The sequence below is a fragment of the Mesorhizobium japonicum MAFF 303099 genome (genome assembly GCF_000009625.1).
In the GTDB taxonomy this organism is placed as follows: Bacteria; Pseudomonadota; Alphaproteobacteria; order Rhizobiales; family Rhizobiaceae; genus Mesorhizobium; species Mesorhizobium japonicum.
In genome coordinates this window covers 4,200,069-4,212,969 of sequence record NC_002678.2, presented here as the reverse complement: position 1 = coordinate 4,212,969, position 12,901 = coordinate 4,200,069, and the positions used below count along the sequence as shown (strand labels likewise).

The 12,901-nt window shown below is 63.5% G+C and carries 11 protein-coding genes; 2 read left to right on the top strand and 9 right to left on the bottom strand.

The window, feature by feature from the left end; all coding sequences use genetic code 11:
- Window positions 1–24: 24 nt before the first annotated feature.
- Genes MAFF_RS21635 through MAFF_RS21625 form a run of 3 tightly spaced genes read right to left on the bottom strand, consistent with a single transcriptional unit; the run spans window position 25 to window position 2,194 of the window.
- The gene (locus tag MAFF_RS21635; protein ID WP_010913098.1) at window positions 25–627 is read right to left on the bottom strand and encodes an NADPH-dependent F420 reductase; all 603 of its coding nucleotides are present in this window, start codon (window positions 625–627) and stop codon (window positions 25–27) included.
- Between the two features lie 31 nt (window positions 628–658).
- Window positions 659–1,411 carry an SDR family NAD(P)-dependent oxidoreductase gene (locus tag MAFF_RS21630; protein WP_010913097.1) on the bottom strand — a complete coding sequence of 251 codons (753 nt, stop codon included), beginning with the start codon at window positions 1,409–1,411 and terminating at the stop codon, window positions 659–661.
- A 48-nt stretch (window positions 1,412–1,459) separates the two neighbouring features.
- Window positions 1,460–2,194 carry an SDR family NAD(P)-dependent oxidoreductase gene (locus MAFF_RS21625; protein ID WP_010913096.1) on the bottom strand — a complete coding sequence of 245 codons (735 nt, stop codon included), beginning with the start codon at window positions 2,192–2,194 and terminating at the stop codon, window positions 1,460–1,462.
- Between the two features lie 290 nt (window positions 2,195–2,484).
- Between MAFF_RS21625 and MAFF_RS21620 the strand changes: the two genes are divergently transcribed.
- The gene (locus tag MAFF_RS21620) at window positions 2,485–3,375 is read left to right on the top strand and encodes a LysR family transcriptional regulator (RefSeq protein ID WP_010913095.1); all 891 of its coding nucleotides are present in this window, start codon (window positions 2,485–2,487) and stop codon (window positions 3,373–3,375) included.
- Window positions 3,376–3,464: 89 nt separating this feature from the next.
- Here MAFF_RS21620 and MAFF_RS21615 read toward each other — a convergent pair whose 3' ends face one another.
- The 6 genes from MAFF_RS21615 to MAFF_RS21590 all read right to left on the bottom strand — a co-directional run bounded on the left by MAFF_RS21615 (window position 3,465) and on the right by MAFF_RS21590 (window position 11,194).
- Window positions 3,465–5,852, bottom strand: a complete 2,388-nt coding sequence (locus MAFF_RS21615; protein ID WP_010913094.1) for a polysaccharide biosynthesis tyrosine autokinase — start codon at window positions 5,850–5,852, stop codon at window positions 3,465–3,467.
- A gap of 284 nt (window positions 5,853–6,136) precedes the next feature.
- Window positions 6,137–7,033 (bottom strand): UTP--glucose-1-phosphate uridylyltransferase, encoded by an 897-nt coding sequence (locus MAFF_RS21610; protein ID WP_010913093.1) that lies wholly within the window; start codon window positions 7,031–7,033, stop codon window positions 6,137–6,139.
- Between the two features lie 74 nt (window positions 7,034–7,107).
- Window positions 7,108–8,076, bottom strand: a complete 969-nt coding sequence (locus MAFF_RS21605) for a glycosyltransferase family 2 protein (RefSeq protein WP_010913092.1) — start codon at window positions 8,074–8,076, stop codon at window positions 7,108–7,110.
- A complete protein-coding gene (locus MAFF_RS21600; protein ID WP_010913091.1) occupies window positions 8,066–9,016 on the bottom strand; it encodes a glycosyltransferase in 951 nt (316 codons plus the stop codon). The genes MAFF_RS21605 and MAFF_RS21600 overlap by 11 nt, the downstream gene beginning before the upstream one ends.
- A complete protein-coding gene (locus tag MAFF_RS21595) occupies window positions 9,016–10,005 on the bottom strand; it encodes a glycosyltransferase family 2 protein (RefSeq protein ID WP_044551135.1) in 990 nt (329 codons plus the stop codon). The genes MAFF_RS21600 and MAFF_RS21595 overlap by 1 nt, the downstream gene beginning before the upstream one ends.
- 16 nt (window positions 10,006–10,021) lie before the next feature.
- Complete coding sequence (locus MAFF_RS21590; RefSeq protein WP_010913089.1) at window positions 10,022–11,194, bottom strand: hypothetical protein; 1,173 nt, start codon at window positions 11,192–11,194, stop codon at window positions 10,022–10,024.
- Between the two features lie 187 nt (window positions 11,195–11,381).
- Here MAFF_RS21590 and MAFF_RS21585 point away from each other — a divergent pair, with 187 nt between their 5' ends.
- A complete protein-coding gene (locus tag MAFF_RS21585) occupies window positions 11,382–12,878 on the top strand; it encodes a lipopolysaccharide biosynthesis protein (RefSeq protein ID WP_044548796.1) in 1,497 nt (498 codons plus the stop codon).
- The last annotated feature ends 23 nt before the right edge of the window (window positions 12,879–12,901 follow it).

The window sequence follows — 12,901 nt, the reverse complement described above, 5'->3', positions numbered from 1 at the left end:
CCCTGTCGGTGGGCATGTCCGTGTTCATGCGTCGAACTTGACCAGGTCCTTGAAGATCAGTTGACCCCAGCTATTTCCGCGCGCATGGACCAGCAGTCCGCCTTCCGCCAGCCCGCCAAGCTTGATCGGCGCGAAGCCGAGCTTTTCCGCAAGCACGCCGATCTCCGCTGCGGCGGCGTCATCGTCGCTCGCCAGGAACACGACTCTCTTGCCACCATGCACGGCGGGACCCTGATCAAGGACGGCAGCGACCAGATGGTTGAAGCCCTTGACCAGTTTTGCACCCGAGAATGCCTGTGCGATGAACTTGGAAGAAGGCTGTCCCCCCAGTTTTTCAGGAGGCACGCCATAGGCATTGGTCACATCGACGATGGTCTTCCCCTGCCAGGTGGCGAGCGCCTTCGCAACCTCAGGGTGCGACTCGAAACGGACAGCCAAGAAGATGATGTCCGCCTTGACCGCGTCGGCCAGCTTCTTGGGAATGATCGTGGGTCCGATCGCGGCCGCATCTGCTGCAAAGCTTTCCGGGTCGCGCGTGGTTGCAACGGACACGTCTATGCCCTTGCGGGCAAACGCCTTGGCCAGGGCCTGGCCAATATTGCCGAATCCTATAATTGAATAGCTCATAATGCTTCTCCGATCTTGTTTTAACGCCGGGTTAGACCTGCGCCATGCCTCCGTCGACGGCGAGATCCACACCGGTGACGTAGGAACTGTCGTCGGAGGCGAGGAACGTGACGGCAGCCGCGATTTCCTCCGGTTTGCCCCTGCGACCCATTGGGATCTGTGACGCAAACTGGGCGACCGCTTGCTCGGCTTGCTCAGGGGTAAGGCCCGTTGTTGTCTCCAACGCAGGGGTCTCGATTGCTCCGGGGCTCATCGTATTCACTCGGATTTTGCGGTCTTTCAGCTCTAGCGTCCAAGCGCGCGAGAAGTTGCGCACCGCCGCCTTACTCGCGGCGTATGTGCTAAACCCCGGCAATCCCAACACGTTCGAAACCGAAGAATTCAGAATAATCGAACCGCCGTCTTTGAAGAGGGGAAGGGCCTTCTGCACCGTGAAGAACAGCCCCTTCACGTTCACGTCGAAGGTCTGATCGAAGTGGGCCTCAGTGGCTGCCGCGAGCGGTGCGATTGTCCCCGCGCCAGCGTTCGCGAAGAGAACGTCGATGTGACCATGTTTCTCTTTCACGACGGCATAGAGGCGATCCAGATCTTCCAAGAGCGACACGTCACCCACGACCGTCGTAACGTTTCTCATGATGAAGGCTGCGGCCTCCTTCAACTCTTTCTCTCTTCGCCCGGTGATCACGACGTGCGCTCCTTCTTCTACGAAGCGCTTGGCTGTGGCCAATCCAATCCCGCTGCTTCCGCCCGTGATGACTGCGATCTTACCTTCGAGTTTTTTCATAATCTTTGTCTTTCTTTGCACGCGGGCAAGGCACGGACCGCGCTGAGGTCAAAGTTGCGCCAGGCCGCCGTCGACGGCGACTTCGCTGGCGGTCATGAAGCTGCTGTCCGACGACGCGAGAAAGGCAGCCACGGCCCCGATCTCCGCCGGATCGGCCATGCGCTGGAGCGGGGTCATCGCGCCGTAGGCCTTCTGGCCCTCCTCGCCCAGCGCTTCCTTTGCGAGTTCAGTCGCCGTCGCCCCGGGCGACAGCACGTTTACCCGAATGCCGGTGCCCTTAAGATCCTCGGCCCAGGTCCGTGCGAGGTTGCGCACGGCCGCCTTGCTCGCGCTGTAGGCAGTGAATCCCGGGGCGCCCGTGGTGCCGGCGCTCGATCCGGTCAGGATGATCGAACCGCCCGGGCCCATCAGCGGCAACGCCTGCTGGACCGTGAAGATCGTACCCTTCACATTGGTGTCGAATGTTTCATCAATGTGCTCGGCGGTGATCTGGCCGAGCGGAAGCGGGCCTCCGGCCCCGGCATTGGCGAAGACGATATCGAGGGTTCCGCGCTCGGCCTTCACCGCCGCGTAGAGCCGGTCGAGGTCGGCCAGATCGGAGACCGAGCCCTTCACCGCGCGGGCATTGGCCCCGAGGTCGGCCACAGCGGCGTCGAGCGCTTCCTGCCGGCGGCCATAGATGAAGACGAAGGCGCCCTCCTCGATGAAGCGCGTTGCCGCGGCGCGGCCGATGCCGGTAGCGCCGCCGGTGATGACGGCGGTCTTTCCATTCAGTCTGGTCATGACGTGCATCCTTCCAGGCTTCCGCCTTGGTCATTCGGGAAAGCCCCGAGACCCCAAGATGGGTTTGCCGGGATCAGGCGTTGAGTGAGGAAGTGCGCACATCGGTGGTGCGAAATCGATCCGGTACGGCTGTTAACGGCAGCCGCGACGATAAGGTTCCGCCGTTCGGAATTAGGCTCCGCTCGTCGACAAAATGTTATGTCGACAAATGTTATGATGGCCGCCGCCCCGTACTGTTGTACGACGAGTTAGGGCTTTGGAAGGCGCACCGCGCGGTGCGGGATTGCACCATGATCGACTGGGATGACGTTCGCTACTTTCTTGCCGTCGCGCGCGGAGGCTCGGTGCGGGCTGCCGCCGTGCACCTCGGGGTGAATCATTCGACCGTGCTGCGACGCATCGCCCAACTCGAGGAACGCCTTGGGGCGCACATGTTCGAAAAGCTGCCTTCGGGCTACCGCCTGACGGCTGCGGGGGAGGAGGTCCTCGAGCTCGCAAACCAGATGGAAGCGTCGTCGCACCAGCTGGAGACGCGCGTCTTCGGGCGCGACCAGAGCGTGCGCGGGCTTCTGCGGGTGACGCTGGCACCGACCCTCGCGACACACCTGCTCATGCCGGACTTTGCCGATTTCGCACGTCTGCATCCGGACATCGAGATGGAAATCCTGTCGTCCGGCGAGCTGGCAAATCTGACCAACCGAGAGGCCGACGTCGCGATCCGCGTCGTCTACGACCGCAAAACTTTGCCGCTCAATCTTCACGGACTGAAGGGACCGGAGCTGTTCGGAGGTGTCTACATGTCCCGGGATCGGCTAACCGTGTCGCGTGCGGGCGCTCCTGATCCCATTCGGTGGATCGTCATAAGCAATCATGGAATCCCGGATTGGGCCCGCGAGGTTCCCACTACGGGGGTTCCGTTCAGGACCACGGACGGCGAGGCGCAGATCGTTGCCGTACGGCAGGGGCTCGGGATGACGACACTGCCGTGCTTCATCGGAGATGCCGACCCCCTGCTGGTGAGGGTGCCAGGCACCGACCTGCACATGTACGGAACGCTCTGGCTTCTCACACAGGGCGAGACACGCAAGACGAAGCGCGTGCGGCTCTTCACCGAGTTCGTATCCCGCAGGCTCGCCGCCTACGCTCCGCTTCTCACGGGGCTGTCCATATCGCGCGACTGATACGCGCAGGTCTCCGGGATTCCGGCCTTGGCGCATGAACAGTGCTTCATCGCCAATTCCGTCAAGACGGAAATCCAGTTTGCCGCTGCCTAGACCGTTGCCTTGCTGCGCACTTCGGACTTGTCGAGATAGTAGCTCGAATATTTGTCGAAGAATTTTTCCGACGCGCCGAACGATCCGTATTTGGCGAGCTTCTTGAGGTCGACCTTGTTCAGCACCGCGCCGACGATCTTGTTGGCGACATAGGGTTCGGATTCCAGCATCGACCGCACCATGGCGCGCGGCGTGCGGCCCCATTCGGTGACGAGCACGAAGCCGTCGACCAACGGCGCGAAGGCCTTGGCGTCGACCACCGGACCGAGCGGCGGCAGATCGACGACGATATATTCGAACGTCTCCTTGGCATTCTCGATGAAGCGCCGCATTCCGGCCGAGGACAACAGCTCGCTGGTGTGCGAGAAGTTGCCGCGCAGCACGGCGGGGATGATGGCAAGCTTGGTCTGCCGGTCGATCTTGCCGACGGATTGCCAGGTCTGGCCGTTGACCACGGCCTCCATCAGGCCCTGCTCGGCCTCCATGCCGAGGCTGCGGCTCAAGCCCGGATTGCGCAGGTCACCGTCGATAAGCAGCGTCCTGGCGCCGTTGGCGGCCAGCAGCCCGGCGAGATTGGCCGCGACCGTCGACTTGCCTTCGCCGGGAAGCACCGAGATGACACCGACGACGCGGCTGCCTTGTCCTTCCATGACGACATCGAAGGCGATCTTGGCGCTGCGCAGCGTTTCGGAGAACATCGATGCCGGAGCGTCGATGCTCACCCGCATGCGTGCGCGCCTTTCGAGGGCGGCCGGCGACCTCGCTGCCTTGACATCAGGCTGAGCCTCGGCCGGCTTGTCATCCTTGGCGGGTCTGCTGCCGATACTCGGCAAATAGCCGAGGAATTTGAGGCCGACGCGGTCGCGGACCTCCTCGCCGGTCCGGAAGAACCGCTCGTTGAATTCGTTGAGGCCGCCGAAGCCGGCACCCATCAGCACTCCGAGCACGAGCGACAGTCCGAGCACGATGACCGTGCGCGGGCTCGAGGCGGAGAGCGGCGTCGAGGCGTCCGAGATGATGCGGATCTTGCCGACCGGGAAGGATCGCTGCTGCGCGGCTTCCTCGTAGCGGCCGAGGAACGTCTGATAGAGCGTGGTGAGCGCCGTCGCCTTCTGGTCGAGGTCGCGCAACTGCACCTGCGACTGGTTGTCGATGGAACTCTTGCCCTGAGCGGCGGCAACATTGGCCCTGAGCGCGGTCTCGCGCGCCAGCGCCACTTCATACTCGTTGCGATAGCTTTCGGTGAGCTGCTTCAGCTCACCGAAAATCTGCGCCGATATGTCGGCCTTTTCCTTGGCCAGTGCCACGGCCTGCGGATGTTGGGGACCGAAATTGGCCTCGACATCCTGCTGCCGCTTGGCGACGGCGAGGTAGCGGGTCTTGAGCGACGAAATGACCGAGCTGCTCGGCTGGTCGCTCGAAATGGCGGCATCGTTGAAGGCGTTGTCGGAGCCGCTGTCGACGATCGACTTGTACTGCTGGTAGCGGGCGCTGGCGCGCGCCGTGTCGGCCTGCGCCACGATGAGCTGGGCGTTGAGGTCGGCGAGCTGCTTGTCGCTCATCAGCTGGCCGTCGCTGTTGGCGGACAGGCCATGTTCGGCCCTGAATTTCTCGACTGCCAGCGATGCCTGCTGCGAGCTTTCGCGCAGTTCCGTCAGCCGGCCCTGCAGCCAGACCGCCGCGCGCTCGGTGGCGTCGAAGCTGGCATCGAGCTGATCGGCAAGATAGGCATCGGCATAGGCCTTGGTGATCGCTTTCGCCAGGCCCGGATCCGTCGCCTGATAGCCAAGCGCGATGACGTAGCTTCTTCCGACACGATCCGCGCGGATCTCGTTCTGCAGCTTGAGGATCGCGTAGTCGCGGCGCGACGCAGCGATCAGGGCATCGCGGGTGGCGGGGTCGAGCTTGCTGATGTCACCCATGCCCGGCATGGGCGAGCTCGGATGGACATACTGGATCAGGCCGCGGATCAGGCTGACGCCCTGGGCAAGCCCGGACTGCGGCGGGTTCATGAACGCATCGTTCTGGTCGAGCTTGAGCTTGTCGACGACCACCGCGGCGAGCCGCGTCGAGGTCAGGATCTCGATCTGGCTCAGAATGGCGGAATCGGTCTGCATGGTCGTCGACGCGGCTGAAATGTCGTCGACGATCTTGTTCAGGCCCTCGTCGATCAGCACGCTCGAGACCGACACATATTTAGGCGGCGTTGTCTGCAAATAGAGCATGCCCAGGAAAAGACCGATGACGGCACACACGGCAACCACCTTGGCCTGCCGTGCAGCCATGCCAAGCAGCCGCTCGACGTCGATGAAGTCTTCGCCGTTTCCTGCGTCCGAATTCGGCAATGGCATCCTCTTGTCGAGAGGAAAGTTGGCATAATTCATCGTCGGTCCAATCCCAGAGCCCGTTGCGTTCCCGATCATCGGGTTGAGGCTCTATCTCTTTGTTTGGGCATGATCTTTTCGGAAACGTCCGGGATCATGGCTTGTCTCAGTTTTTAAGCATGATCCCGCAAACCGGGAGCCACTTTTCGGGATCACGCTTGGGCTTGCAGACGCCTCAACGGTCGGGAGCATTGCCAAGAAGCAACGCAAGCTTCATGCCAGACGACGGGGGCCTGTCGGCCCCTCGCCGCCAGCCATCCGGCAATACTCCCGAAAGATGGACATTATGCGGCTTCTTCCTGACGTTCATGCGACCGGACGAACTCCTGAAGCATCTCGAAAACCGGGCCCTTCATGTCGTTGCGCGCCAGCGCGAAGGCGATGTTGGCCTGGATGAAGCCTTCCTTGGATCCGCAGTCGAACATGCGGCCCAGGAAAGGCTGGGCAAAGAACGGCTGGTCCTTCGACAGGCGAACCATGGCGTCCGTCAGCTGGATCTCGTTGCCGGCGCCACGCTGCTGGTTGCCCAGCAGCGCGAAGATCTCAGGCTGCAGGATGTAGCGGCCGTTGATGTAGAAATTTGACGGCGCGTTGGCCGGGGCCGGCTTTTCGACCATGGCCGTGACCTCGAAACCGCCGCCAATGTCGGCGCCGCGGCCGACAATGCCGTATTTGTTGGTCTCGCTCGGATCACAACGCTCGACGGCGATGACGTTGCCGCCGGTGCGCTCATAGAGGTCGACGGTTTCGGCCAGACAGCCGCGCCCGCCGAAGGAGACCATGTCTGGCAAAAGCAAAGCGAAGGGTTCGTTGCCGATGACCTCGCGGGCGCACCAGACGGCGTGGCCGAGGCCCTGCGGGGATTGCTGGCGGATGAAGGAGGTGGCGCCGGCCACCGGCAGCATGCTTTCGAGCGCCTCCAGCTGGGTCTTCTTGCCGGTCTGCTCCAAGGTTCCGATCAATTCCGGATGCAGGTCGAAATAGTCCTCGATGACCGCCTTGTTGCGGCCGGTCACGAACACGATGTGCTCGATGCCGGCTTCGAAGGCCTCGTCCACCGCATATTGCACGACGGGCCTGTCGACCACCGGGAGCATTTCCTTCGGCATCGACTTGGTCGCCGGCAGGAACCGTGTTCCAAGCCCCGCCACCGGTATCACGGCCTTCCTGATTTTCTTCATCGCAAATTCCTTCTGAGGAGATCGACTTCAGTCCATTCACAGGCCACGAAAAACCCCTCCATGTGCCTGCATCTTCACCTCCCCGCCCCCACGGCAAACTGTGCCGCTACTCGTCGCAACCGCACGGCGATCGGCATGCCCATATGCCTTACCGCCGCCGGGTCGCTGAGCGCCGTCCGGATCGCCTTGAGCGGGGACCGCGCCTTGATGTGCTGTACCATCGCCAGGAAGGAGGCTGCCTTGCGCAGGCTGCGGCCGCGCCGGGCAAAGGCCACCTGGGCCGCCTCGTCCATCCGATGGGTCTGAGCGAATACGGCATCCGCCTTGCGCATCGCTTCGACATGGTGAAGCTCGAGCACGCGCGAGATGGAGCCGCTGCGAATATGATAGGCGTAGCCGATCGCCGGCTCGACCACGCATCTGCCGCCCTTGGCGAGGGCCTCGGCAAACAGGATGTAGTCCTCGCCGATCCTCAGTTGCTCGTCATAGCGAAGCCGGTTTTCATCGAGGAACCGGCGCTGGAAGATAGGCTTGAGGTAGCCGAGATTGAACTTCGATTCGAAGACGACGTTGCCGGCAATATAGGTGGCCAGCGAGATCTCGCGCAGGCCTTCCAGATACTGACGCGGGAACATCGCATCCTCGACAACGCCATCCTCGCGGATGACCTGGAGATTGTCGACGGCGATCTGGGCATCCGCTTTCTCGGCGCGGCTGATCATGGCGGCGAGACGGCCGGGAAAGACGGCATCGTCGGAATCGAGAACCGCGATCCACCTGCCGCGCGCGACGTCGAGCCCGGCATTCCGGGCGCCGCCAGGACCGCGATTCTTGGCAAGCGCGACGACGCGCACAATGTCCCCAGGATAGGCCCGCGCCACATCGAGCGTGGCGTCGCGCGACTGGTCGTCGACGACGATGATCTCGACACTAACACCCTTCTGCGCAATGGCGCTGGCAATCGCACGGTCGAGCGTCGCCTCGGCATTGTAGGAGGCGATCACAAAGGAAACATCGGGGGCGAAGGAAACGTCAGGCTGCACGCTTGCCTCCTTCCCCAGGTGACGATTGACCGTAGAGGCGGAGTTCGCGGACGCCGACAAGGCCACTGACGACGCCGACATGCATGATGCCGCGCAGCACGCTGCGGTTCCTGCGCACCGGGCTGGCGACGACGGGAAGGGCTGCGGCAAAACAAAAGGCTGCCTTTGCGGTGGCCAGGCCGACATGCTTGATCAGCCCGATGCCACGCGCATTGCTGCCCAAGAGGTGACCGTGCGTCTGGCCGACGCGAAAACGACGGCGGCCGAGCCAGTCGAACGCGGCCCTTGAGCGCGGCACCACCTCGTCCACCCAGGCGTCTTGAGCGAAGGCGATGCGGCCGCCGGCCTTGACCATCTGATCGAAGAGTTCGGTGTCCTCGCCGCCGGTCTGGCCGCGCGCCAGGCTGAAGCGACGGCCGCGCAGGCTGTCCGACCGCATGCGCAGCAGGACGTTGCAGGTGTAGCCGGTGCGGATTTCGCCGCGCACCCAAACCGGCAAGGTCGAGTGAAAATCGCCCCGCCGCATCCATTCGGGTGCATCCGGGCGGTAGAGTGCCCGCACCGGACCGAGCACCGCCGTTGCACCACTGTCCTCAGCCTTCGCCACCAGTTCGGCCAGCCAACGGGTGGAGGCAGTCTCGTCGTCATCGATGAAGGCGAGGAAATCCGCCTCGCTGGCATCGAGGCAAGCGTTGCGGGCGACCGAAATGTTGCGCGCTGGGGCATGCCGGTAGCGGACCGGCAGCGCCAGTTCCTGCGACAGCGCCGTCACCAAGGCCTGTGCGCTCGGCGTGTCGTCATTGTCGGCGACAATGACGCTGACATCGAAACCTTCAGGCATCGCCATGGCGGCGAGCGAGCGCAGTGTGTCGGCCAGTTCTGGCCGGCGGAACGTGCACACGCCGATGTCGATGCTGCGGTTCTTGGCCTGAACCACCATCACGCCACCCCGCGTCGCGCGCCGAGGCCGAGAAGCTGCAGCCAGAAGCCGACGGACCAGCCGAAATGCATGACCATGGCCGAGACGCCGGCCAGCGCGATGTCGGCATTGCGCTGGCGAATGGCCGTCATCAGGCCATAGCCCAGGCAGACCGAGGCCCAGATCAGCAGCGGCACAGCCGCGATCCAATGCACGAAGGAGAAGGCCGCCAGAAGAACCACCGGGAAGACCGCCAGCGGCACCATCTGCCGGACCTTGGGGATGACGCGGTGCTTCAGCACATTCTTGGCGCGGCCGCGACCATAGCCGAGATACTGGAAATAGAGACCTTTGAGCGAGGCGCGCGGATAGTAGACCATCTGCGTCTTGCCGCTCATCCAGATCCTGTAGCCGGCCCGCCGCAGCCGGTAGTCGAGCTCGGCATCCTCATTGTGGCTGAAGGTCTCGTCATAGCCGCCGACAGCGCCAAAGGCCGATATCCGCATCAGCGCGTGATGGCCGTGGTCGACCCATTCTCCGGCGGAGAGGTGACGATGCTTGGAACCACCGGTGCCGAGTTTCGAATTCTGCGCCGCCGCAACCGATTTCTGCACGGCGCCGCTGCCGCTGGTCAGCATCGAGACCACGACCGAATCAGCTGATGTGGCCAGTGCTTCCTCGAGCAGCCGGTCGCAATAATCGTCGGGATAGCCGCCATGGGCGTCGATGCGGATGAGATACTCCGCGCCTTCGCCGAAAGTGCCGACGGCGAGATTGATCGCCGCGCTCTGGATGCGGCGCTTGTTGTGAAGCAGGATAACGCGCGGGTCCTTCGCAGCGACCTGCTCGACAATGGCCAGCGTGCCGTCCGTGCTGCCGCCGTCGGCGACCACGATCCGGGCGCCCAGCCTTGCCGCCGCCGGGCAGAGCTGGCCGAGCAGCGCACCGATATGGGCTGCCTCGTTCAGGCAAGGGATCACGATCAGGCTGGAGGGAAGCGCTTGCGTCATCGGGGCGATGTTCATCCTATGCCAGGGCTTCGGTCGCGAGGGGCTCGCGCACGGTGGTCAGGCGGCGCAGTTTTTCGACCAGCGCGCTGCAGTCGCTGCGATCATAGCTCCACGTCCTCGGATTGCGGGCAAGCACGCGCGCCTTCAGCCTGCCGAAGCGCTGCTCGTCCATCTTGCCGACTGCGGTTTCGAGCGCGTCGGGCGTCGCCTTGGGCAACAGGATGCCGATGTCCTGCTGGCTGAGGAAGCGTCCGGTTTCCGTGTGGCCCATCGAGATCGGCACCGCGCCGAAGCGGCAGCCTTCATAGAGGCGATTGGGCAGCAGCCATTCGGAATTCTGCCCCTCCTCGAAGAAATCGATCGCCCAGGAGAAATGCACATCCTGGTAGATCGCCGCCATGTCCTCCGGATTGCGGTAGGGCCCACGAAACGACAAATAAGGCTCGGCATCGACGAAGGCGTGGAAATCCGGGAATTCGGAGAGTGCCGGGCGCCCGCGCAGCACGATTTCGAAACGTCCATCCATCCGGTGGGTGAAATCGGCCAGCAGCTTGAGCGAGCGCCGGCAGCGCAGCGCTCCGAACCAGCCGATCCGCCATGGTGGGGCGGCAGGCGCTTCCACCGCCTGACGCTCGCCGGGCAGGATCGCCGCTGCCTCGAAATATTTGTTCTCGACCAGTTCGACGGGTGCGGCGACCTGGCGGAAGGGCTTGAAATAATTGGCGACGAAGGCGGGCGAACTGGTCACCAGCAGCTTCACGTCGCGCGCCAGATGGCGCTCGGTGGCGCGCAGCGCCTTGCCCAGCATATCGTCGCGGAGCACCAGGCGGTGGATGTCGAGGCATTCATAGACGATCGGCACCGTGGCGCCGAAAGCCGACCTGGCTCGGCCCGCCAGCGCCAGCATTTCCAGATTGCGTGCGATGATGAGATCTGGGCGCGGCGCGCCCTTCAGCTTCGAGCCTATCGAAACCGCCGCTTTCGCCACCGCCGCCATGCGTTGGGCGAATCGGCCGTCGCGCGTCGCGCCGAGGTCGACCGGCTGCAATCCTTCGATATCGGCGATCGGGGTGGCGGTGCGGCGAAAGCCCGCCAGAGTGACCCGGGCGCCGCCTGTCCTGAGCATTGTGACCCGTCGGCGAACCGCCGGATCGGAAACATCGTGCACCAGGTACAAGACATGCAGCATGAAAACTCGACCGCTGTTTGACCCCACCCAAAGGGATGCTAGTACAGCTCTTGCTGCATCGCAACATTTTTGGCGCGGTAATGGACATTTTCTGTTGCACTGCAAAATTATTGCCGTAGTTTGGGGATGGCGGCGGTCGTGGATTTTCAGGGTTCGGAAATCCGCGCAAAAATCAGGAATCCTGAATTTGGAAGCCAACCCATTCGATCCGCCGGAAGGCTCGCTGCGTAAATCGGTCGGGCGCGGCGCGGTGGTGACCGCTATGTCGCAATCGGTGCGGGTCGCGACGCAGATCATATCCGTCATTGTGCTGTCGCGGCTCTTGTCGCCGCAGGATTTCGGCGTCGTGGCGATGTGCGCGCCGGTACTGGCCTTCATCGCGCTGTTCCAGGATTTCGGCCTGACCCAGGCGACGATCCAGAAATCAGGCATCCGCCATGAGGAGGTGAACTACCTCTTCTGGATCAATGTCGCGGTCAGCGCGATCCTGGCCTGCGTCCTCGCGGGAGCCGCCCCCTTGGTCGCTGCCTTCTATGGCGAGCCGCGCGTGGCCGGGCTGGTCGCCGCGTTCGGGCTGCAGATCATGGCCTATGGGCTTGGCGCCCAGCATCTGGCACTTTTGACACGACGCATGCAGTTCGGGCGCTTGGCGATCGTCGATGTCGCCAGTGCGGTTGCCGGGCTCGCCGTATCGATCGCCTGGACCTTCATCGACCGCTCCTACTGGGCACTGTTTGCCGGCACGCTGACCGGCGCGGTGCTGCCGACGCTGTGCTACTGGGCAAGCTCGCGCTGGCGGCCCAGCCTGCCGCGCAAGGTCGCCGGCATCGGCGAGCTGATCAATTTCGGCGCCGGCATCACCGGCTTCAACTTCGCCAATTTCTTTGCCCGCAACCTCGACAATGTGCTGATCGGCAAATACTGGGGCGAGCAGCAACTCGGCCTTTATGACCGCGCCTACAAGCTGCTGCTGTTCCCGCTCAGCCAGATCACCAATCCGCTGTCGAAGGTCATGGTGCCGGCGCTGTCCCGGCTGAAGGACGAGCCGGACCGCTACCGCAGCGCCTATCTGCGCGTCATGCCGCTGATCCTTTTGGTGGCGCTGCCCGGCGTCGCCTTCGCCACCGCAATGTCGGATGTGCTGATCCCCTTCGTGCTCGGCGAACAGTGGCGCGCAAGTGCCTCGATCTTCCTGGCGCTTGGCTTTGCCGGGCTGCTGCAGCCGCTCAACAATCCGGCGGGCTGGCTTTTCGTCAGCCAGGGCCGCTCCGGCGACTTCATGCGCTGGGGCATCATCACCGCCGTGACCTCGGTGCTCGCCTTCGCGCTCGGCCTGCCCTATGGCGCGCTCGGCGTGGCGATCGCCTATGCGATTAGCGAATATCTGCGCACGCCGTTCCTGTGGCTCTACGTCGGCAAGAGCGGACCGCTGCGGGCCAGTCATGTGCTGCGCGCCGCAACGCCGTTCGTGCTCGGCGCGCATCTGGCGCTGGCGGCGGTCTGGCTGATCAAGCCGATGCTGCCGCAGCAGCATGTCATCGCGCTGGCAAGCGGCGCCATTCTTGCCTACCTCATCACCAGTGTCGTCGCGCTGACTTTCGCGTCCGGCCGCGAAGCCTTGCGCGAGGCCCTTAAAATGCTGCCGGCAAGACAGCCGGCGGCAACGCCCCGCGAGGCGCAATAATTTTGGCGCCTTTGCCGGCTACC

Excerpts from the sequence above, each read along its gene's own strand:
- MAFF_RS21635 (WP_010913098.1), bottom strand. The coding sequence starts at position 627 with ATGAGCTATTCAATTATAGGATTCGGCAATATTGGCCAGGCCCTGGCC.
- MAFF_RS21630 (WP_010913097.1), bottom strand. The coding sequence starts at position 1,411 with ATGAAAAAACTCGAAGGTAAGATCGCAGTCATCACGGGCGGAAGCAGC.
- MAFF_RS21625 (WP_010913096.1), bottom strand. The coding sequence starts at position 2,194 with ATGACCAGACTGAATGGAAAGACCGCCGTCATCACCGGCGGCGCTACC.
- MAFF_RS21620 (WP_010913095.1), top strand. The coding sequence starts at position 2,485 with ATGATCGACTGGGATGACGTTCGCTACTTTCTTGCCGTCGCGCGCGGA.
- MAFF_RS21615 (WP_010913094.1), bottom strand. The coding sequence starts at position 5,852 with ATGAATTATGCCAACTTTCCTCTCGACAAGAGGATGCCATTGCCGAAT.
- MAFF_RS21610 (WP_010913093.1), bottom strand. The coding sequence starts at position 7,033 with ATGAAGAAAATCAGGAAGGCCGTGATACCGGTGGCGGGGCTTGGAACA.
- MAFF_RS21600 (WP_010913091.1), bottom strand. The coding sequence starts at position 9,016 with ATGGTGGTTCAGGCCAAGAACCGCAGCATCGACATCGGCGTGTGCACG.
- MAFF_RS21595 (WP_044551135.1), bottom strand. The coding sequence starts at position 10,005 with ATGACGCAAGCGCTTCCCTCCAGCCTGATCGTGATCCCTTGCCTGAAC.
- MAFF_RS21590 (WP_010913089.1), bottom strand. The coding sequence starts at position 11,194 with ATGCTGCATGTCTTGTACCTGGTGCACGATGTTTCCGATCCGGCGGTT.